17 protein-coding genes are annotated in these 18,403 nt (G+C 70.2%); 12 read left to right on the top strand and 5 right to left on the bottom strand.

Features of this window, described 5'->3' with window-relative positions; all coding sequences use genetic code 11:
* Position 1 precedes the first annotated feature (1 nt).
* Both IFSED24_RS07475 and IFSED24_RS07470 read right to left on the bottom strand, forming a co-directional pair.
* Complete coding sequence (locus tag IFSED24_RS07475; protein ID WP_491334591.1) at positions 2-688, bottom strand: transaldolase family protein; 687 nt, start codon at positions 686-688, stop codon at positions 2-4.
* A gap of 14 nt (positions 689-702) precedes the next feature.
* A complete protein-coding gene (locus tag IFSED24_RS07470; protein ID WP_491334590.1) occupies positions 703-1,401 on the bottom strand; it encodes an SOS response-associated peptidase in 699 nt (232 codons plus the stop codon).
* Positions 1,402-1,541: 140 nt separating this feature from the next.
* Between IFSED24_RS07470 and IFSED24_RS07465 the strand changes: the two genes are divergently transcribed.
* From IFSED24_RS07465 to IFSED24_RS07430, 8 genes are all read left to right on the top strand, one after another.
* Positions 1,542-2,006 carry a CYTH domain-containing protein gene (locus tag IFSED24_RS07465; protein ID WP_491334589.1) on the top strand — a complete coding sequence of 155 codons (465 nt, stop codon included), beginning with the start codon at positions 1,542-1,544 and terminating at the stop codon, positions 2,004-2,006.
* Between the two features lie 9 nt (positions 2,007-2,015).
* Positions 2,016-2,660, top strand: coding sequence for a DUF47 domain-containing protein (locus IFSED24_RS07460; RefSeq protein WP_491334588.1), 645 nt, complete (start codon positions 2,016-2,018; stop codon positions 2,658-2,660).
* The gene (locus IFSED24_RS07455; protein WP_491334587.1) at positions 2,660-4,150 is read left to right on the top strand and encodes an inorganic phosphate transporter; all 1,491 of its coding nucleotides are present in this window, start codon (positions 2,660-2,662) and stop codon (positions 4,148-4,150) included. Before IFSED24_RS07460 ends, IFSED24_RS07455 begins: the two co-directional genes overlap by 1 nt.
* Positions 4,147-5,292 (top strand): OprO/OprP family phosphate-selective porin, encoded by a 1,146-nt coding sequence (locus IFSED24_RS07450; protein ID WP_491334586.1) that lies wholly within the window; start codon positions 4,147-4,149, stop codon positions 5,290-5,292. The genes IFSED24_RS07455 and IFSED24_RS07450 overlap by 4 nt, the downstream gene beginning before the upstream one ends.
* Positions 5,293-5,306: 14 nt before the next feature.
* Entirely contained in the window at positions 5,307-6,482 is a 1,176-nt protein-coding gene (locus IFSED24_RS07445; protein ID WP_491334585.1) for a DNA polymerase IV, read from the top strand.
* A 96-nt stretch (positions 6,483-6,578) separates the two neighbouring features.
* Positions 6,579-7,808 carry an HDOD domain-containing protein gene (locus tag IFSED24_RS07440; protein ID WP_491334584.1) on the top strand — a complete coding sequence of 410 codons (1,230 nt, stop codon included), beginning with the start codon at positions 6,579-6,581 and terminating at the stop codon, positions 7,806-7,808.
* 112 nt (positions 7,809-7,920) lie between these two features.
* Positions 7,921-8,418 (top strand): SLOG cluster 4 domain-containing protein, encoded by a 498-nt coding sequence (locus tag IFSED24_RS07435; RefSeq protein ID WP_491334583.1) that lies wholly within the window; start codon positions 7,921-7,923, stop codon positions 8,416-8,418.
* Positions 8,415-9,572 carry a MalY/PatB family protein gene (locus IFSED24_RS07430; protein ID WP_491334582.1) on the top strand — a complete coding sequence of 386 codons (1,158 nt, stop codon included), beginning with the start codon at positions 8,415-8,417 and terminating at the stop codon, positions 9,570-9,572. The genes IFSED24_RS07435 and IFSED24_RS07430 overlap by 4 nt, the downstream gene beginning before the upstream one ends.
* A 71-nt stretch (positions 9,573-9,643) precedes the next feature.
* On the opposite strand, the gene bamJ is transcribed toward IFSED24_RS07430, so the two are convergent.
* Positions 9,644-10,552 (bottom strand): BamJ family beta-barrel-assembly machinery protein, encoded by a 909-nt coding sequence (gene bamJ / locus IFSED24_RS07425; RefSeq protein ID WP_491334581.1) that lies wholly within the window; start codon positions 10,550-10,552, stop codon positions 9,644-9,646.
* A gap of 120 nt (positions 10,553-10,672) precedes the next feature.
* Positions 10,673-12,760 carry a S9 family peptidase gene (locus tag IFSED24_RS07420; protein WP_491334580.1) on the bottom strand — a complete coding sequence of 696 codons (2,088 nt, stop codon included), beginning with the start codon at positions 12,758-12,760 and terminating at the stop codon, positions 10,673-10,675.
* 147 nt (positions 12,761-12,907) lie between these two features.
* Here IFSED24_RS07420 and asnB point away from each other — a divergent pair, with 147 nt between their 5' ends.
* The 4 genes from asnB (at position 12,908) to IFSED24_RS07400 (ending at position 17,444) form a co-directional block, all read left to right on the top strand.
* On the top strand, positions 12,908-14,953 hold the full coding sequence (gene asnB / locus IFSED24_RS07415; RefSeq protein ID WP_491334579.1) for an asparagine synthase (glutamine-hydrolyzing): 2,046 nt from the start codon (positions 12,908-12,910) through the stop codon (positions 14,951-14,953).
* Positions 14,954-14,959: 6 nt separating this feature from the next.
* Positions 14,960-15,211, top strand: a complete 252-nt coding sequence (locus IFSED24_RS07410; protein ID WP_491334578.1) for an acyl carrier protein — start codon at positions 14,960-14,962, stop codon at positions 15,209-15,211.
* A gap of 16 nt (positions 15,212-15,227) precedes the next feature.
* Positions 15,228-16,775 carry a class I adenylate-forming enzyme family protein gene (locus IFSED24_RS07405; RefSeq protein ID WP_491334577.1) on the top strand — a complete coding sequence of 516 codons (1,548 nt, stop codon included), beginning with the start codon at positions 15,228-15,230 and terminating at the stop codon, positions 16,773-16,775.
* Positions 16,776-16,853: 78 nt separating this feature from the next.
* Complete coding sequence (locus tag IFSED24_RS07400; protein WP_491334576.1) at positions 16,854-17,444, top strand: glutathione peroxidase; 591 nt, start codon at positions 16,854-16,856, stop codon at positions 17,442-17,444.
* A gap of 1 nt (position 17,445) precedes the next feature.
* On the opposite strand, the gene IFSED24_RS07395 is transcribed toward IFSED24_RS07400, so the two are convergent.
* On the bottom strand, positions 17,446-18,318 hold the full coding sequence (locus IFSED24_RS07395; RefSeq protein ID WP_491334575.1) for a calcium:cation antiporter family protein: 873 nt from the start codon (positions 18,316-18,318) through the stop codon (positions 17,446-17,448).
* Positions 18,319-18,403 lie beyond the last annotated feature (85 nt).

Raw genomic sequence — 18,403 nt, 5'->3', positions numbered from 1 at the left:
TCTAGCCCTGGTCGCTGGCGCCCATGGCCCGTGCTGCCGCCTCGAAGGCCTCGGCCGCATCCTCGGTGTCGGGATCGTCGACCATGCCCTCGGCCACGGTCGGCGCGAAGGTGAAGGTGTCGAGCCCCTCGTAGGCCAGTTCCACCACCTTGTCCCACGAGCGCAGGCTCGCCGCCAGCAGCCGCGTGGCGGCGGCCGTGTTCTGCAGCATCTCCTGCATGGCGATCACCTCGGCGGTGCCGTCACGGCCCAGGTCGTCGAGGCGCCCGACGTAGGGGGCGGCGTAGGCGGCGCCCAGCGCCGCGGCGGCGAGCACCTGGCCGGCGTTGTACACCGCGGTCACGGTGACGGACAGCTCCTCGGCCACCAGCCGCCGCGCGGCCCGCAGCCCCGGTTCGGTGGCGGGCAGCTTCACCGCCACCTGGGGGGCCAGGCCGGCCAGCAGACGCCCGCAGGTCACCAGCGAGTCCTCGCCCTCGCCCCAGGCCTGCAGGTGGATCTCGCGCGCGCCGAGGGCGAAGGCGCGGTCGCCGAGCCGGGCCAGGTTCTCCGGGGTGCAGTCCTGGCCAGCGCGCTCGAGCAGCAGGGGATTGGTGGTCACGCCGTGGAAGACGCCCAGGGGCAGCCAGCGTTCCCAGTGCGCGGGGTCGGCGCTGTCGAGGAAGAAGCGGAGCGGGCGCGGGGACATGGGAACCTCCAGGGTCAGAACAGGGGGAGCTGGTCGGGAGGGGTGTCGTGCCGGGGGGCGATGAGATCGGGACCGTCGTGGTCGGCGCGGTTGACCAGGGGTGACACCGGCCAGCAGCGGAGCGCGTCCTCGCCGGCGGGGACGAGGAGCGCCCGGAGTCCGTCCACCTCGTCGGCCGTGGTGTCGAGCCAGGGCGCGCGCGCGTCCGGCGCCAGGATCACCGGCATGCGATGATGGATGCGGCGCATGAGCTGGTTCGCCGCGGTGGTCAGGATGCTGCAGGTCTCCAGCACCTGTCCGCCGGGATACTCCCAGTGTTCCCAGAGGCCGGCCAGCGTGAGGAGCGAACGGTCGGTGGCGCTGAAGTAGTACGGCTGCCGCTGCTGGCCCTGCTTGCGCCACTCGTAGAAGCCGTCCACGGGGATCAGGCAGCGGCGCCGGGCGAAGGCCTCGCGGAAGGCCGGCTTGTCGGTGACGGTCTCGCTGCGGGCGTTGAACATCTTGGCCCCGATCCGGGGATCCCGGGACCAGGGCGGGATGAGGCCCCATTGTAGCAGGTCGAGGGTGCGCACGCCGTCGGGCCCCAGCCGTACCGCCGCCACCGGCTGTGTGGGCGCGATGTTGTACCGGGCCGTCAGGACCGGCTCCTGCGCCAGCTCCAGCTCCTCGGCGAGCTGGCGCGAGGGGGCTTTCAGGACGATGCGACCGCACACGGCGTGGTATCCTCCGCTCGGGTTCCGGGCAAGCTTAGGCGCTGTCGCGGAAAGGCGCCAGCCGGAGATCCCCGCTTGGCTGCAGCTGTCGGGACGACTATGCTCCGGCGTCAACCGACCGCCCTGCAAGGAGGCCGTCCATGGGCGTGGAGATCGAGCGCAAATTCCTGGTGGCGGGAGCTGGCTGGCGCGCGTCTGCCGACCGGGGGCGAGTGTTCCGTCAGGGTTACCTGAGCACGGGGGAGCGCGGCACCGTGCGGGTGCGCCTGGCGGGCGAGGAGGCCTGGCTGACGATCAAGGGACCGAGCCGCGGCGCCACGCGCGCCGAGTACGAATACGCCATTCCGCGCGCCGACGCCGCCGAACTGCTGGCGCTCTGCGAGCCGGTCGTCATCGACAAGACGCGGTTCCGGGTGCCCCACGGCGGGCACGTCTGGGAGGTCGATGTCTTCGCCGGCGCGAACGACGGCCTGGTGGTGGCCGAGGTCGAACTCGCGCACGAGGAAGAGCGGCCCGACCTGCCCGACTGGCTGGGCCGGGAGGTCACCGGCGATCCGCGCTACCGGAATTCAAGCCTGAGCCAGCACCCGTTCACGCGCTGGTAGGAGGTCGACATGCCCATCTTCCGGACCACCCGCGTCATCGAGCGCCAGATCGACGAGTTCCTCGATGCCGTGAATCAGGGGGCCCTGGTGTTCCGCGACGCCATCAACAGCTATCTGGTGGGTCGCCACGACGATTTCGTGCAGAAACGGGCGGTCCTGGAGAAGCTGGAGATCCAGGCCGACCAGCTCAGCCGCGACGTCGAGGCCATGCTCTACGCGCAGTCGCTGATCCCCGAGCACCGGGGCGACGTGCTGGGCCTGCTCGAGCACACCGACGACATCATCGACCGCGCCAAGACCTGCCTGCAACGCTTCGACGTCGAACGCCCCGACATCCCACCGACCTGGCACGACCACTACCGCCACCTGGCCGAGACCGCCTACAATGCGGCCGAGGCGGTGATCCTGGCCGCGCGGCGCTTCTTCCACGAACCGGCCGCGGTCCAGGACCACCTGTTCAAGGTCCACCACTACGAGGGCGAGTGCGACCAGATCGGCCTCGAACTGCGGCGGGGGATCTTCGCCGATCCCACGCTCGACCTCGCCCGCCGCCAGCACCTGCGCTACTTCGCCGAGGCCATCGACCGCGTCGCGGACATGGCCGAGGCGGTGGCCGACCGGCTGGCGATCTACTCGATCAAGCGACGGATCTGATGAGCCTCGGGATCCTCTTCTTCCTGTCGAGCGGGCTGTTCCTGGGCTGGTCCCTGGGCGCCAACGACGCGGCCAACGTCTTCGGCACCGCCGTGGGCACGCGCATGGTGCGGTTCCGCACGGCCGCGCTGGTCTGCTCGTTCTTCGTGGTGTTGGGCGCGGTGCTCGGCGGGGCGGGGGCGGCGCACACGCTGGGCCGGTTGGGCGCGGTCAACGCGCTGGCCGGGTCGTTCACCGTGGCGCTGGCCGCGGCGCTGGCGACGCTGGTCATGACGCGCTTCGGCCTGCCCATCTCCACGAGCCAGGCCATCGTGGGGGCGATCATCGGCTGGAACCTCTACGCGGGCATGGTCACCGGCACCCGGGCGCTGTCGAGGATCGTGCTGTCGTGGGTGCTCTGTCCGCTCCTGGCCGCGCTGGTGGCCATGGCGCTGTTCCTGATCCTGCGCCGGATCCTCGAGCGCAGCCGCATCCATCTCCTGCGCCAGGATGCCCTGGTGCGCTGGGGGCTCCTGCTGGTGGGCGCCTTCGGCTCGTACAGCCTGGGCGCCAACAACATCGCCAACGTCATGGGCGTCTTCGTCCCCGACAATCCGTTCCGCGACCTCTCCATCCTGGGTGTGACCGTGACCGGCGTGCAGCAGCTCTTCCTGCTCGGCGGCGTGGCCATCGGGGTGGGCGTCATGACCTATTCCGACCGCGTCATGCGCACCGTAGGCGGCGGCCTGCTGCGCCTCTCGCCGGAGACCGCGCTGGTGGTGGTGCTGGCCCAGTCGCTGGTGCTCTTCGCGTTCGCCAGCGAGGGCCTGGAGCGCTGGCTCGCCGCACACGGTCTGCCCACCATCCCGCTGGTGCCGGTCTCCAGCAGCCAGGCGGTGATCGGAGCCATCCTCGGCCTGGGCCTCCTGAAGGGCGGGCGCGGCGTGCGTCTCAGACCGCTGGGCCTGGTGGGCCTGGGCTGGCTGGCCACGCCCGTCGTCGCCGGCGTGGTGGCGTTCTTCGGCCTCTTCTTCGTGGACAACGTGTTCGACCAGCAGGTGGCCCGGCCGGTGCGCTTCCGTTTCGACGACGCGGTGCTGACCCGCCTGGAAGAGGCCGGGGCTCCCGGGACGTTGCGAGCCGACTGGACCGACCGCGAGGGAACCAACGCCCTGCGCCTGCAACGGGCCCTGGAGCGCGAGGCCGGCCTGTCGCGCGACCAGGCCGAGACCGCGCTCGAACTGGCCGAGGTCACGCCGCTGGTGATCGACCTCGCCCGCACGAACCTCGAACTCGACCGCGACTGGCTCGGCCTCGACCAGGTACGCGCCCTGCGTTCGCTGGCCGGCCAGCGCTACGACCATCGCTGGCAATTCCATGACGCGCTGGCCGCGGCGTCGCCCCTGTGGCGCCTGCGGTCCGATACTCCGCTGAACCGGACCTGGAACCAGGAGGTGCGGCAGAAGCGGACCTATCTCGAACGCCTGTTCCGGGAGGATCCGAGTCCATGAGAACCCTCTTGCTCCTGCTCATCTGCCTCGTCGTCACGAGTTTCCCGGCTCCGGCCGAGGAGATGACCCTGGACCTTTCGCTCCGCCTGGCCGTCGACGCCGGCGACTTCATGGGCGCCGGCGGCGACAGCCTCGCCTCGGGCAGCGAACTGCGCCGCGCCCGCGTCATCCTCGCCAGCGCGTCGGGGCCCTGGGACGCCAAGCTCGACGTGGATCTCGCCGGCAACGAGGTCACCCTCAAGGACGCCTTCGTGCGGCGGCTCCTGGCGCCCGGGATCGCGGTGCGGCTGGGCCACGTGCGCGCGCCTTTCGGTCTCGACCCCTGCACCAGTACCCGCGACCTGGTCTTCCTCGAGCGCTCGCTGGCCCTGGATGGTTTCGGTCCCGGCCGCCGCGTGGGGCTCGAGGGCGCGTGGTACGGACGTACCGGTCGGCTGGCTGGCGCCGTCATGGGCCATGCCGTGGGCCTCGAATCGACCCCGCCCGACACCAACCTCGCCCAGCCCAACCAGGCGGTGACCTGGGCCGGCCGCGGCACCCTGGTGCCCTGGCGGAGCGATGACGGTCTGCTGCACGTGGGCGCCAGCGGCGTCTGGCGCCAGACCCAGGAGTTCATCGGCGTGACCAGGTTCCGGACCCGCGACGAGATCCACCTGACGGGCATGCAGTTCGTGGACACCGGCTACATCTTCGACGTGAACCACATCCGGCAGGGCGGCGCCGAACTGCTCGCCTTGAAGGCTGGCTGGCGTCTGCAGGGCGAGTACACCCGGACCTGGACCATGCGCAACACCCTGGCCGACCTCGCCTTCGACGGCGCCTACGTCCAGCTCTCGCATCTCTGGGGCGCCCGCTACCGCTACCGCGACGACAAGGCGCTCATCGGACGCGTGAAGCCCGAGCGCGGCCAGGCCTGGGAAGCCGGACTGCGCTGGTCGTGGGTCGACATGAGCGACCAGGACGTGCGTGGCGGCAGCGCCACGGTCTGGACCGTGGGCGGCAGCTGGTATCCCGACCAGGTGGTCAAGCTCACCGTGGCCTGGCTCCACGTCGACCACGACGAGGAGGCCGACGGCGCCGGCCGGCTCTACGGCGGCCTCGACTACGACGCCGCCATGATCCGCTGCCGCGTCGCGTTCTAGGGGAGGCCGTGACGGTGCCCGACCGCGCCATCCTGCACGTGGACATGGACGCGTTCTACGCGTCGGTGGAGGTGCTGGACGACCCCTCGCTGGCCGGCCGGCCGGTGATCGTCGGCGGCTCGGCCGAGGGCCGGGGCGTGGTCTCGGCCGCCAGCTACGAGGCGCGCCGCTTCGGCGTGCACAGCGCCCAGCCCGTGGCGACCGCGGTGAAGCTCTGCCCCGACGGCGTGTACTTGCGGCCGCGGATGGAGCGGTACCTCGAGATCAGCCGGCAGATCTTCGCGGTGTTCCACGCGTTCACGCCGCTGGTGGAGCCGCTGAGCATCGACGAGGCGTTCCTCGACGTCACCGGTTGCCAGCGGCTCTTCGGCTCGGCCGAGGACATCGGCCGGAGCATCAAGCGACGCATCGCCGACGAGGTCGGTCTGACGGCCTCGGTGGGCTTGGCTCCCAACAAGTTCCTGGCCAAGCTGGCCAGCGATCTGGAGAAACCCGACGGCTTCGTGGTGTTCACCACCGCCGACGCCCGCGCGCGCCTGGCGGTGCTGCCGGTGGGCAAGCTCTGGGGTGTGGGCAAGGTCACCGAACGCGAACTCAACCGCCACGGCATCCTCACCGTGGGCGACCTCTTGCGGGTGCCCCGCCAGGTGCTGGTCGACCGCTTCGGCGACCATGCCGCGCACCTGCTCGAGCTGGCCGTGGGCCAAGACGAGCGGCCGGTGGTGCCGGTCCACGAGGCCCGCTCGGTGGGCAACGAGATCACCTTCGCCGAGGACATCGCCAACGGCGACGAGCTGCGCCGGATCCTCGATCTGCTCGCCGAGAAGGTCGCCTGGCGGCTGCGCCGGCACGGCCTGTGCGGCCGCACTGTGACGCTCAAGGCGCGCTATCCCGACTTCTCCACCCACACCCGCAGCCTCACCCTGCCCCAGCCCACCCAGTCCACCACCGAGCTGCGCGACGCCGCCCGCCAGCTCCTCGAGCGGCGGCTCGAGCGACGCGGCCGGCCGCTGCGCCTGATCGGCGTGACCGCGAGCAATTTCGCGGATCCCGACGCCGGCCAGGGCACGCTCTTCCGCGACCCCGACGAGGTCCGCGAGCGCGAGCTGGACCAGGTCATGGATCACGTCAACGAACGGTTCGGCAAGGTCTTGCGCCGCGGCGGGCCTCCTCGCGATCCCCGGCGCTAGCGATCCTCAAGTCTTGTGGCCAGGAGCCGATCCCAGGGGGGAGAAGGACCGCCGCCGGCGGTCCCCCGTCGCCGCCCAGCCCCTGGAGGCTCGCCCGTGCCCGACATCAAGGACAAGGTCATGCAGGCCATGCGCGACCTGCCGCCCCTGCCCACGGCGGTCCAGAAGCTGCTGGCCGTGATGAACGACGAGGACAGTTCCGCCGACGACGTCACCAAGGTCCTCTCCAGCGACCAGGCCATGGCGGGCAAGATCCTCAAGCTGGTCAACAGCAGCTATTACGGCATGAGCGGCGAGGTCTCCACCATCACCCGCGCCGTGGTGGTGCTCGGCTTCAGCGGCGTGCGCAACGTGGCCATGGGCTTCGGCATGGTCTCGGCCATGCAGAAGCTGGGGGGCACGTCCATGAGCGCATTCTGGGACCACGCCCTGGCCGCCGGCGCCGGCGCCATGGCCATGGCGGACCAGCTCTCTCCCAAGCATGATCCCGAGGAGGCGTTCATCGCGGGCCTGATGCACGACATCGGTCACGTGGTGCTGGCGGCCGCAGCTCCCGACGAGTGGCGCCAGGCCCAGGACGAGGTCCGGGCCGGAGCCGACGTCATCGAGGTGGAGAAGAACGCGCTGGGCATGAGTCACGCCTCGGTGGGCCAGCGGCTCATGAAGTTCTGGCAGCTGCCCGAGACCTTGCAGGAGTCGGCGCGCTGGCATCATAACGTCAAGATCGCCTCCGGTCGCGAGCAGCCCCTGACCACGCTGGTGGCGCTGGGCGATGTGCTGGCCTGTATCCACGGCGGTGGGTTCGAGCGGCCGCTGGAGGAGGCCGAGCTCGGTCGACTGCTCCGTCTGCATTGCCTGGAGGTCGACCAGATCCGCAATGCGCTGGGGCGCATGGACGCCAGGATCGACGAGATGAAGGTCTTCCTGAAGATCGCCGACGAGGGCGGCGACCTGCAGGCCGGCGAGGCCGCCACGGCCCAGACCTGCGCGGCGGTGGTCCTGTCCACCGACCAGGACCGGGTGAGATGGGTCGGCGGTCTGCTGCAGCACTTCGGGTGCAGCCTCTATCCGCTCAAGGAGTACTTCAATCGGGAGCCCGGCCACGAGGCGGTGGAGCTCGTGGTGGTCGATCCCAACTGCGTCACCCTGCCGCAGCTCGAGAAGATCCTGCCCTTCCTCGATCAACAGCCGGCCACCACCTGCGTGCTGTGCGACAGCGGCGAGAGTCCGCTGGCCGCGAAGCTGGCGCAACGCTATCCGGTGCTGCCCTACGTGTTCTCGCGGCAGGACGTCCAGCGGGTGCTGGCGGGTCCGGTGATGGCCTGAGCCGGTCGCCGCCACTTGCGTCCCGCGACGCTCCGTGTCATCCTGACATGCGGCCGCCCCGCCGGGGCGGCCGCCATCGTTCTCGCCGCACCACGCAGCCTGGAGGAGTGACATGCGCCGCACCGTCATCGGGGTCATGGGAGGGACCGAGGCCACGCCCCGGACCGCGGCGAACGCCCGCGAGCTGGGTCGGCTCATCGCCGAGAACGGCTGGCTGCTGCTGAATGGCGGCCGGCCCACCGGCGTCATGGGTGCCTCGGCCGCAGGCTGTCGCGAGGCTGGCGGGCTGAGCGTGGGCATCCTCTTCGATGCCGAGCGCGAGGCGGCCTGCGAGCATCTGGACATCGTCATCCCCACCGGCATGGGCGCCGCCCGCAACGTGGCCAACGTCCTGGCCAGCGATGTGGTGGTGGCCTGCCAGGGCCAGGGGGGGACGCTGAGCGAGATCGCGCTGGCGCTCCGCTTCGAACGGCCGGTGGTCCTGCTCGATTTCGATCCCGGCGCGGCGTTCCTCGACGCCTGCGGCCGCGGCCACTGGTTCCTGGCGGCGACCCCCGACGAGGCGGTCCTTAGGGTCCGCGAGCTTCTCGCGGAGATGGGGCGATCGTGAGCGGCACGGGCCCTGACTTCGATTTCGACCGCGAGGTGGATCGGCGCCGGACCGCCAGCATCAAGTGGGAGAAGTACGGCAACCGCGACATCATCCCGCTGTGGGTGGCCGACACCGATTTCCTGTCGCCACCGGCGGTGCGTGAGGCGCTCCACGCGCGGGTCGAGCACGGAGTGTTCGGCTACACCATGGCGCCAGGCGAGCTGGTGGAGCAGGTGCTGGGCCATCTCGAGCAGACCTACGCCTGGCGCGTGGAGCGCCAGTGGCTGGTCTGGCTGCCCGGGCTGGTCTCGGGGCTGGCCACGACCTGCCGGGCGTACGCCGATCGCGGCGAGGCGGTGCTCACCAGCACGCCGATCTATCCGCCGTTTTTGGCCTGCCCGGGCGCCATGGGCCGGCAGTTGCAGACCGCGCCGCTCGGTTGCGAGGACGGCCGCTGGGTCTTCGACTGGGACGCCTTCGAGGCCGCCATCGATGCACGCACCCGGCTGTTTCTCTTCTGTTCCCCCCACAATCCCTGTGGCCGGCTCTGGGAACGCGGCGAGCTGGAGAAGCTGGTCGAGGTCTGCGCGCGCCACGATCTGATCATCTGCAGCGACGAGATCCACAACCAGCTTCTGCTGGACGAGCGGCCGCATCTGCCCACGGCCACCATCGCTCCTGAGGCCGCGGCTCGCACCATCACCTTGATGGCGCCCAGCAAGACCTACAACACCGCGGGCCTGGGCTGCAGCTACGCCATCATTCCCGACGAGAACCTGCGCCGCCGGTTCGTGCGCGCCGGCGCCATGATCGTGCCGCACGTCAACGCCCTGGGCTACACCGCGGCGCTGGCGGCCTACCGCGACGGCGGGCCGTGGCTCGCGGCCCAGCTGGCTTACCTGCGTCGAGGTCGCGACCTCATCCAGGAGGAGGTAGCCGGGATCCCACAGGTGACCATGGCCCACGTCGAGGCCACCTACCTCGGCTGGATCGATTGCCGCCAGCTGGGCCTGACCGATGCCGCGGCCCATTTCGAACGCTTCGGGCTGGGCTTCCAGGCCGGCCGCGAATTCGGCCATCCGGGATACGTGCGCTGGAACTTCGGGACCACCCACGCGCGCCTCGAGGAAGCGCTCGCGCGGTTCCGCGAGGGCTGTGCGGCGCTGGACTGATCGGCCGTACTCCACACACGCAGAAGGCCCCGCCATCTGGCGGGGCCTCCGTGTCTCCGGCTCGCGCGGAGCTATTCTTCGATGCCGAGCAATTCCACCTCGAAGATCAGGGTGGCGTTGGGGCCGATCTTGCCCCCGGCGCCGCGCTCGCCGTAACCCAGCGCGCTGGGGATGAAGAACTTGTACTTGCTGCCGACGGGCATCAGCTGCACGCCCTCGGTCCAGCCCGCGATGACGCGGTTCAGCGGGAAGCTGATGGGCTCGCCGCGATCGACGCTGCTATCGAAGACCTCGCCGTTGATCAGCGTGCCGTGGTAGTGCACGTTCACCTTGTCGGTGGCCGCGGGCTTGGGCCCGTCACCCTCGACGATGACCTCGTACTGCAGGCCGCTGTCGGTGACGATCACGCCCTCGCGCTGGGCGTTCTCGGCCAGGAACTTCTCGCCCTCTTCCAGATTGACCAGGGCCATCTTCTCTTGCTGGGCCTGCTGGTACTCGGTGATGACGTTGCGCGTCTCCTCGGCGGGGATGAGGCACTCGCCGCCGGCGAGCTGGTCGGTGAAGCCCTGGCGGAACGCGCGGGTGTCGAGATCGGCCACCATGTTGGCGGCGAAGCCGGCCATGGTCACGCCCACGGCGTAGCCCGTGCGCTCGTCGGCCGAGGCGAAGTTGGGATCGGAGAACTCGGCCTCATCGGCGGGCTGGCCCATGGTCTGCATGACCTGCCGGGCCTCCACCTCGGTCAGCTTGGACTTGTCGGCCAGGCAGTCGTTCAAGCCGGCGGTGATGGCCGTGGTGTCCGGGGTGCCGGGCAGCATGCTGGTCTGGTTGGCCAGATCCATGCCCAGGGCGTAGCTGGCCGACTGCAGACCGGGCTCTAGCGTGGTCAACGGGGTCTCCTTGTCCTGGCCGGCGCCACCGCAGGCTGCCAGCACCAGCAGGGCGGCAAGCAAGGGGACCAACACGAAGAGGTGCTTCATGGGGAATCCTTTCGGGGGATGATGACGGCCGGGGCGGGCCTACCGCAGGCCCGCCCCGCAGCTTCCGTACCCCCGCAACCTAACGGACACGGCAGCCGGAGGCAATCCCGGAGTGTCCGCTTATTCTGGCTCCTTGCCCAGCAGGTAGCGGTCGAACCAGGCCAGATCCCAGTGGATCTTGGCCATGCGGTTCTCGGCGGTGGTCAGGCCGTGGGGCTCGCCGGGGTAGACGACGAGCTCGCAGGGTACCTCGAGATAGTGGTGCAACGCGCGGTAGAGGGCCTTGCTGTGGGCGGGCGGGACCCGGGGGTCGGCGCCGCCCACGTGGATGATGGTCGGGGTGCGGACCTTGTCGAGCGCGTAGAGCGGCGAGGCGGCGCGGTAATGCTCGGGGGTCTCCCACGGCAGGCCCTCGGCGAAGTTGATCACGTGGCCCGGAGTGTCCTCGGTGCCCCACTGGATGACCATGTCGAGCACGCCGGCGCCGCTGCTGGCGGCCTGGAACAGCTCGGGGGCCTGGGTGATGACGCAGTTCGTGAGGTAGCCGCCGTTGCTCCAGCCCATGACCCCGATCCGGTCGCTGTCGGCGATGCCGGTATTGATCAGGTGGCGCACTCCGGTCAGCAGGTCGGCCACGTCGATATCGTTCTCGCGGCCGATGAGTTTTTCCAGGAACTCATCGCCGTAACCATTTGATCCGTGGTAATTTGGACTGAGCAGGGCATAGCCCCGGGCTGCCATGACGGCGCGGCCGTAGATCCAGAGGCGGAGGCGATGCAGGGTGGACGATGTGGGGCCGCCGTGGATCTCCAGGACCAGGGGCAGGGGGCCGTCCCGGTCGCGGTCGTAACCGGGGGGGAGCTCGAGGATGCCGCTGCAGGGGTCGCCATCGCCGCCGGTCCAGGTGATGTGCTCGATCCGGGGCAGCTTCCAGGTGTGGACTTGGGGATTGAGGTCGGTGACGGGCTCGAGACGGCCGCCCTTGACCTGGTAGATGTCGGCCAAGCGTTCGGTGGTGCCCAGGGCGGCCAGGTGGGTCTTGCCGTCGGGGGTGAGGCTGAAGTACTCGACCACCACGTCGCCAGGGGTCAGTTCCTGGGTCGCGCCCTGGCCGCCGGCCTTGAGGTCACGCACCGCCAGCACCCGGACACGGCCCTCGGCCTCGCCTCGGTAGCAGAGTGTGCGGCCCCGGCCCAGCCAGGCCAGGCCGCCGGCGAAGGTCACCGGGTGGGGGCGTGCGACCGTCTGCAGGCTCCACCCCGTGCCCGCGGCCTCGGCGACGTAGATCCGCGAGGCGTAGCCATCGAAGCTGATGGAGAAGGCCAGCGCCTTGCTGTCGGCCGACCAGGCCAGTTCCTCGACCCAGCCGTAGGGCGAGGGGTGGTCGGCGCGCCAGTTGTCGGCGGTGATGATACCGACCCCGCCGGTGTCCAGATCGAGCACGTCGACCCGCGACCAGCCCTCCTTGAAGATCAGCTCCTCGTCCTCGGTGGTGATCATGGCGAGCTGGCGTCCATCCGGCGCCAGCCGGAGCTCGTGGATCACCCGCTGGGCGGGCAGCACCTTCTCGGCTCGCCAGCTCGTGACATCGAGCCGCCAGACCGCGTCCCACTCCACGGTGCCGTGGCCGTACTCGAGGTGGCCGTACTCCTTCTTGAGCGTCCGCCAGGCCTCGTCGTGGTGCTCCTCGCCGGCGGTGAAGTAGATGGTCCGGCCGTCGGGAGCGAGGCAGAACGAGCCGACCCCGTCCTCGGTCCGGGTCACCGGCATCAGGTCGCGCCCGTCGGGACGGAGGCGCCAGACCTGTCGGGAGCCGTCGTAGGGCGGTTTCTCGGCGCCGGCATGGGACTGGCGGCCCTGGAAGTAGATCCAGGCGCCGTCCGGCGACCAGGCGGGGTTGGCGGCGCCGAAACCGTCGAAGGTCAGGCGCCGTGTGAGCGGCTGCTTGGCGTCGCGGTCCAGCAGCCAGAGATCCTGGAAGCGGCCCTCGCTGCCGCGGCCCCAGCGGCTCTCGGTCCAGACGGCCTGCTTGCCGTCGGGAGAGACGGCCAGGCTGGTGATCGAGGCGATGTCGAGGTAGTCTTCCGGGACGATGTCGTGATCGCGTGTCACGGGGTCGGCGGCCTGGACGGCGGCGGGGCCGAAGGCGGTGACCATGGTCAGCAACGCCCAGATGGCCGCGTTCGCGAGGATGTGCTGGATGCGCAAGGAGAAACCTCCAGGTGAGGATGGACGGTCCGGCTGAACCGGGCCATTGTAAGGCATTCCGCCGGTCAAGACAGCGGCCAATCCGCCGATATGAAAGCAAGCCCCACAGGGGGAGCGGCCACGTGGTCGGAAGGGGAATCGAACCGTATGTGCGGCATCTGTGGCGCCGTGGCCCTCGACGGGCCCCTGCAGCTTCCCGAGGGTCTGCCCGAACGTATGATCGGCAGCCTGCGCCACCGTGGGCCCGACGAGTTCGGTGCCTGGCGCGACGAGTCGTGCTTCCTCGGCCACGCCCGGCTGAGCATCATCGATCTCGCCACGGGTCAGCAACCGCTCACCGACGAGGTCGGGCGGCACTGGATCGTGTTCAACGGCGAGATCTTCAACTACCCCGAGTTGACCACCCAGCTCGAGGCCCGCGGCCACGTCTTCCGCACGCGTAGCGACACCGAGGTCATCGTCCACGCCTTCGAGGAGTGGGGCGAACGCTGCGTCGAGCGCTTCAACGGCCAGTTCGCCCTCGCCATCTGGGACCGCCGCGAGCGCCGGCTCTTCCTGGCCCGCGACCGCTTCGGCATCCGGCCGCTGTACGTGGCCCGCGTGGGGGAGGTGCTGCTCTTCGGTTCGGAGATCAAGGCGCTGGCCGCCTGGCCCGGCCTCGATTGCCGGCCCGATCCGTCGCGCCTGGCCGAGGTCTTCACCTACTGGTCCACCATCGCGCCGGCCACGCCGCTGGCCGCGGTGAGCCAGCTGCCGCCCGCGACCACCGCCTTCTGTGCCGGCCGCGAACCGGTGGCCGACCCGCCGCCGTCGCCGCTGCCCGCGTGCCTCGCGCTGCGGCGCTACTGGCGTCCCGAATTCCTGCCCGCGCGCGAGGATGCCCGCCACCTCGACCGCGAGACGAGCCGGCGCCTGGCGCGGGAGATCCGCGAGAAGCTCGAGCAGGCCGCCGTGATCCGGCTGCGCGCCGACGTCCCGGTGGGCGCCTACCTCTCGGGCGGACTCGACAGCTCGGCCACCACCGCGCTCATCCAGTCCTGCACCCGGAACCGCCTGCGCACCTTCTCGGTGGGCTTCACCGACCACGATTACGACGAGAGCCAGTGGCAGCACGCCATGGTGGCCCACCTGGGCACCGAGCACAGCGCCATCGCCATCGACGGCGCCGAGATCGCCGCCCGCTTCGCCGAGGTGATCTGGCACACCGAGACCCCGATCCTGCGCACCGCGCCGGCGCCGCTCCATGCGCTGTCGGGCCTGGTGCACCAGCACGGCTGGAAGGTGGTCCTCACCGGCGAGGGCGCCGACGAGGTCTTCTGCGGCTACAACATCTTCCGCGAGGCCAAGGTGCGGCGGTTCTGGGCGCGCCAGCCCCAGTCGGTCCAGCGGCCCCGCCTGCTGACCCGGCTCTATCCCTACCTGGATCAGTCGCCGCCCCAGTTCCTGCAGCGCTTCTACGGCCAGGGTCTCGACGCTCCCGACGACCCCTTCTTCAGCCACCGCCCGCGCTGGCAGAACACCGGCATGATGACCACCTTCCTGGTCCCCGAGGCCCTCGCCGCGCTGCAGGCCGGCGAGCCCGAGGCCCGGCTGCTGGCCGACCTGCCCGCCGACTTCGCCGGCTGGGGTCCGGTGGCCCGCGCCCAGTACGTGGAGATGACGACGTTCCTCGCGGGCTACCTCCTCAGCAGCCAGGGCGACCGCATGCTCATGGGCCACTCGGTGGAGGGGCGGTTCCCCTTCCTCGACCACGAACTGGCGCAGGCGGCGCTGGCCACGCCGGCCGCCGCGCGAATGCCCCTCCTGCAGGAGAAGGCCCTGCTCAAGGACGCCGTGGCCGACCTGCTCCCCGCCGCGATCCTCCAGCGCCCCAAGCAGCCCTACCGCGCCCCGGACGCGGCCAGCTTCGCCGGCGAGGCCGGCCGGGCCATGGTGGCCGCGGCGCTGGGACCGGAGGCGCTGGCCCGGACCGGGTTCTGGCAGGCCGAGCGCATCGCCAGCCTGGTCCGCAAGTGGGAGGCGGGCCGGCTCACGAGCGCCCGCGAGAACATGGCGTTCATCGGGGTGCTGAGCACCCAGTTGCTATTCGAAGCGTTCACTTGCACATTGGGGGCACGCCTGGACGCCGATGCCCTGACTCCGGACGAGCTCGTCTGGCGTCAGCCCGACGTAGACACCCTGGAAAGGAACTGATTGCCCATGGACCCGCGTCTCACCATCCGGAATTACATCGTCGAGAATTTCCTCTTCGGGGACACCGAACCGCTGCAGGACGACGCCATGTCGCTGCTCGACAACGGCATCATCGATTCCACCGGCGTCATGGAACTGGTGGCCTTCCTCGAGCAGGACTTCGGCCTGACCATCGCCGACGAGGAGCTGGTGCCCGAGAACCTGGATTCGGTGGAGAACCTGACGAACTTCGTCTCCCGCAAGCAAGCAGTGGCCTGAGCCGGAGGCGCGCGTCATGGCGGATTATCCGCCGGTCCATGAGCTGCTGCAGGCAAGCGCCGACCGCCATCCCGAGGTCGTGGTCCTCGAACACGGCCGGCAGACCCTCCGCTACGCCGAACTCGACGCCGCCGCCAACCGTGTGGCCCATGTCCTGCGGGAGCAGGGCGTGGTCCACGGCGACCGGGTGGCGCTCCTGCTCGAGAACGGCCTCGAGTACGTGGCCGGCTTCTTCGGGATCCTCAAGGCCGGGGCGTGCTGCGTCGCGCTCAACAGCGCCAACAAGACCCGCACCACCGCCAGCCTGCTCGCCGACAGCGGCGCGGTGGCGCTGATCACGCGCGCGCTGCAGGTCCGCCACGACCTGCCCGACCTGGTGGCCGCGGCGCCGGATCTGCGCTGCGTGATCCTCGACCGGCAGGCGCCGCACTGGGAGCTTCCCGAACGGCTCACGGTGCTCTTGGCCGCCGACCTCGAACGCGCCGCCGACGCCCGGGTCGAGGTGCCCGTCACCGCGGACGACCTCTGCGTCATCCTCTACACCAGCGGTTCCACCGGCATGCCCCGCGGCGTGACCCTGAGTCACGGCAACCTGGCCGCCAACACCAGCCAGATCTTGGCCTATCTCGAACTGACCCGCGACGACAGCGTGCTCTGCGTGCTGCCCTTCCACTACAGCTTCGGCAACAGCCTGCTGATGACCCACGTGGCGGTGGGCGGCCGGGTGGTCGTCGACAACCGCTTCGCCTACCCCGCCACCGTGGTCGACAACCTCGAGGCGAGCCGGGTGAGCGGCTTCTCGGGCGTGCCCTCCACCTACGCCATCCTCGCCTCGCGCACCGATTTCCTGAAGCGCCCCTGGCCGGATCTGCGCTACCTCACCCAGGCCGGCGGCGCCATGACACCGGCCCTGCAGCGCCAGCTCCGCGAGACGCTGCCCGAGCGCATCCGCCTGTTCGTCATGTACGGCCAGACCGAGGGCGGCGCGCGGCTGAGCTGGGTGCCTCCGGACCGGCTGCCCGAGAAGTACGGGTCGATCGGGATGGGGATCCCCGGGGTCGACCTGGTGGTCCGCCGCCCCGACGGGACGCCCTGCGCTCCCGGCGAGGTGGGCGAGGTCACCGCCGAGGGTGACAACATCATGCAGGGCTACTGGAACGACCCCGCGGAGACCGCGCTCGTGCTCCGGGGCCGGCGCCTGCACACCGGCGACCTGGGCAAGACCGACGCGGACGGCTTCATCTGGCTCGTCGACCGCATCAAGAACATGATCAAGGCCGGCGCCAACCGGGTCAGCGCCAAGGAGGTGGAGGAGACCATCGCCGAGGTGGCCGGGGTCCAGGAGGCCTGTGTCCTGGGCGTGCCCGACGAACTGCTGGGCGAGGCGATCGAGGCCTTCGTGGTGCCCCGTCCCGGCAGCGACCTCGACGCCGCGGCCATTCTCCAGCACTGCCGCACCCAGCTGGCGCTCTACAAGATTCCCCGGGCCATCCATTTCCGCGACGGTCTGCCGCGCAACGCGGCCGGCAAGGTGGTCAAGCGCGAACTGCTCCCCGAGACTTGACCACCGCGTCCAGCCCTTCCCGGTGACATCGGCACCGCCCGCGTTATGTTGTGCCTCCGGACCCCAGCGGAGGAAGTCATGAAGATGATCACCATCGCCATCGTCATCGTCGTGGTCGCCGTGCTGGCGGGCGCCGCGCTCTGGGCCCAGCGGACCTTCTCGGCGGGCGCGCAGCTGGCCACGCGCACCGCTGCCGCCTCGCTCTACACGCTGCAGACCGAATCGCTCGAGGGCCAGCCCGTGGACCTCGGGAAGTATGCGGGCCAGGTCGCCCTGGTGGTCAACACCGCCAGCAAATGCGGGCTGACTCCGCAGTACGAGGGCCTGGAAGCGCTCTATCGCGAACTGGCGCCCCGCGGTTTCGTCGTGCTGGGCTTTCCGTCCAACGACTTCATGGGGCAGGAGCCGGGGTCGGCGGACGAGATCCGGGGGTTCTGCAAGACCCGGTACGACGTCACGTTTCCGCTCTTCGCCAAGTCCCGGGTCAAGGGCGACCAGCGCAGCCCGATCTACCGCCTGCTGACTGCGGACCTGGACGAGCCCACCTGGAACTTCACCAAGTACCTGGTCGACCGTTCGGGCCGGGTCCTGGCGCGATTCGGTCCCAGGACGGCCCCGGACGATCCGGCGCTGCGCCGGGCCATCGAGGACGCGCTCCAGGCCGGGTAGATCAGCGCAGCAGCACGTGGATCGCCACGCCCAGGAGCGCCAGCCAGAGGTTGGTGATGTTCGAGACCGTGATGTTGAGCACAGCCGAGGACACGCGGTCGCGCTGCAGCAGGCTGAGGCACGACCGGAATTCGGGCCAGCTGGTGAGCGCCGCGAGCACGAAGAAGCCGATCAGGCCCTTGGGCGCGCGGCTGGCCTCGGCGGTGAAGCTGACCACGGGGTCGAGGAAGTAACCCGCGCCGACGAGCAGCAAGCCGGCCGGGATCACCGACCAGCGCGGCACCGAGGCCTTCTGGTCCTCCAGCTGGCCGGGATCGCCCGAGCGCAGGCGGAAGAGCACGCCGCTGGCCACCAGGGCGACGAGGATCCACCACGGATGGTGGCTGGGGTCGAGGGCGAAGAAGACCCCGGCGAGGGTGGCGGTCACCACCAGCGTGGTCACGGTCACCGCGGGGTGGAAGCGGAGGATCCTGGCCAGGGAACCGGTGCAGATGGCGGCGGCCATGAGCATCACCGGATTCATGAAGTTCGAGCCCAGCGGGGTGCTGGCGGCGTAGAAGATGTCGCCGGCCAAAAGCCCGACCAGCAGGCAGAGCGCCTCCGGTCCGTTGGTGATGAAGCCCACCACGGTGCCCAGACCGGGCGTCTCGCGCAGCGCCTCGACGATCACCTCGATGGCGCCGCCCACCACGAACATCACCAGCATGATGAGCAGGGCGCCCTGCAGCGAGCGGGGCACGTCGCCGTCGGAAACCACGGCCGAGGTCAGGAAGAAGGCGGCGACCAGGCAGCCGATGACGAGGTCCAGGGGCTGCAGCAGCACCAGGCCACGGATCACCAGACCGCGTCGCAATCGCTGGGAGAAGGTGGTCATGAAGCCTCCAGGCTGCGCAAGGTGTCCGCATTCTCGGCAATGCCACAGGATTTGGCAAGGCCGGGCTGAGGTTCTGGCTGGCTGG

The sequence above is a fragment of the Candidatus Latescibacter sp. IFSED24 genome, assembly GCF_058273205.1.
The sequence above is the reverse complement of the archived record's forward strand: the minus strand, read 5'-3'. Positions and strand labels throughout refer to the sequence as shown.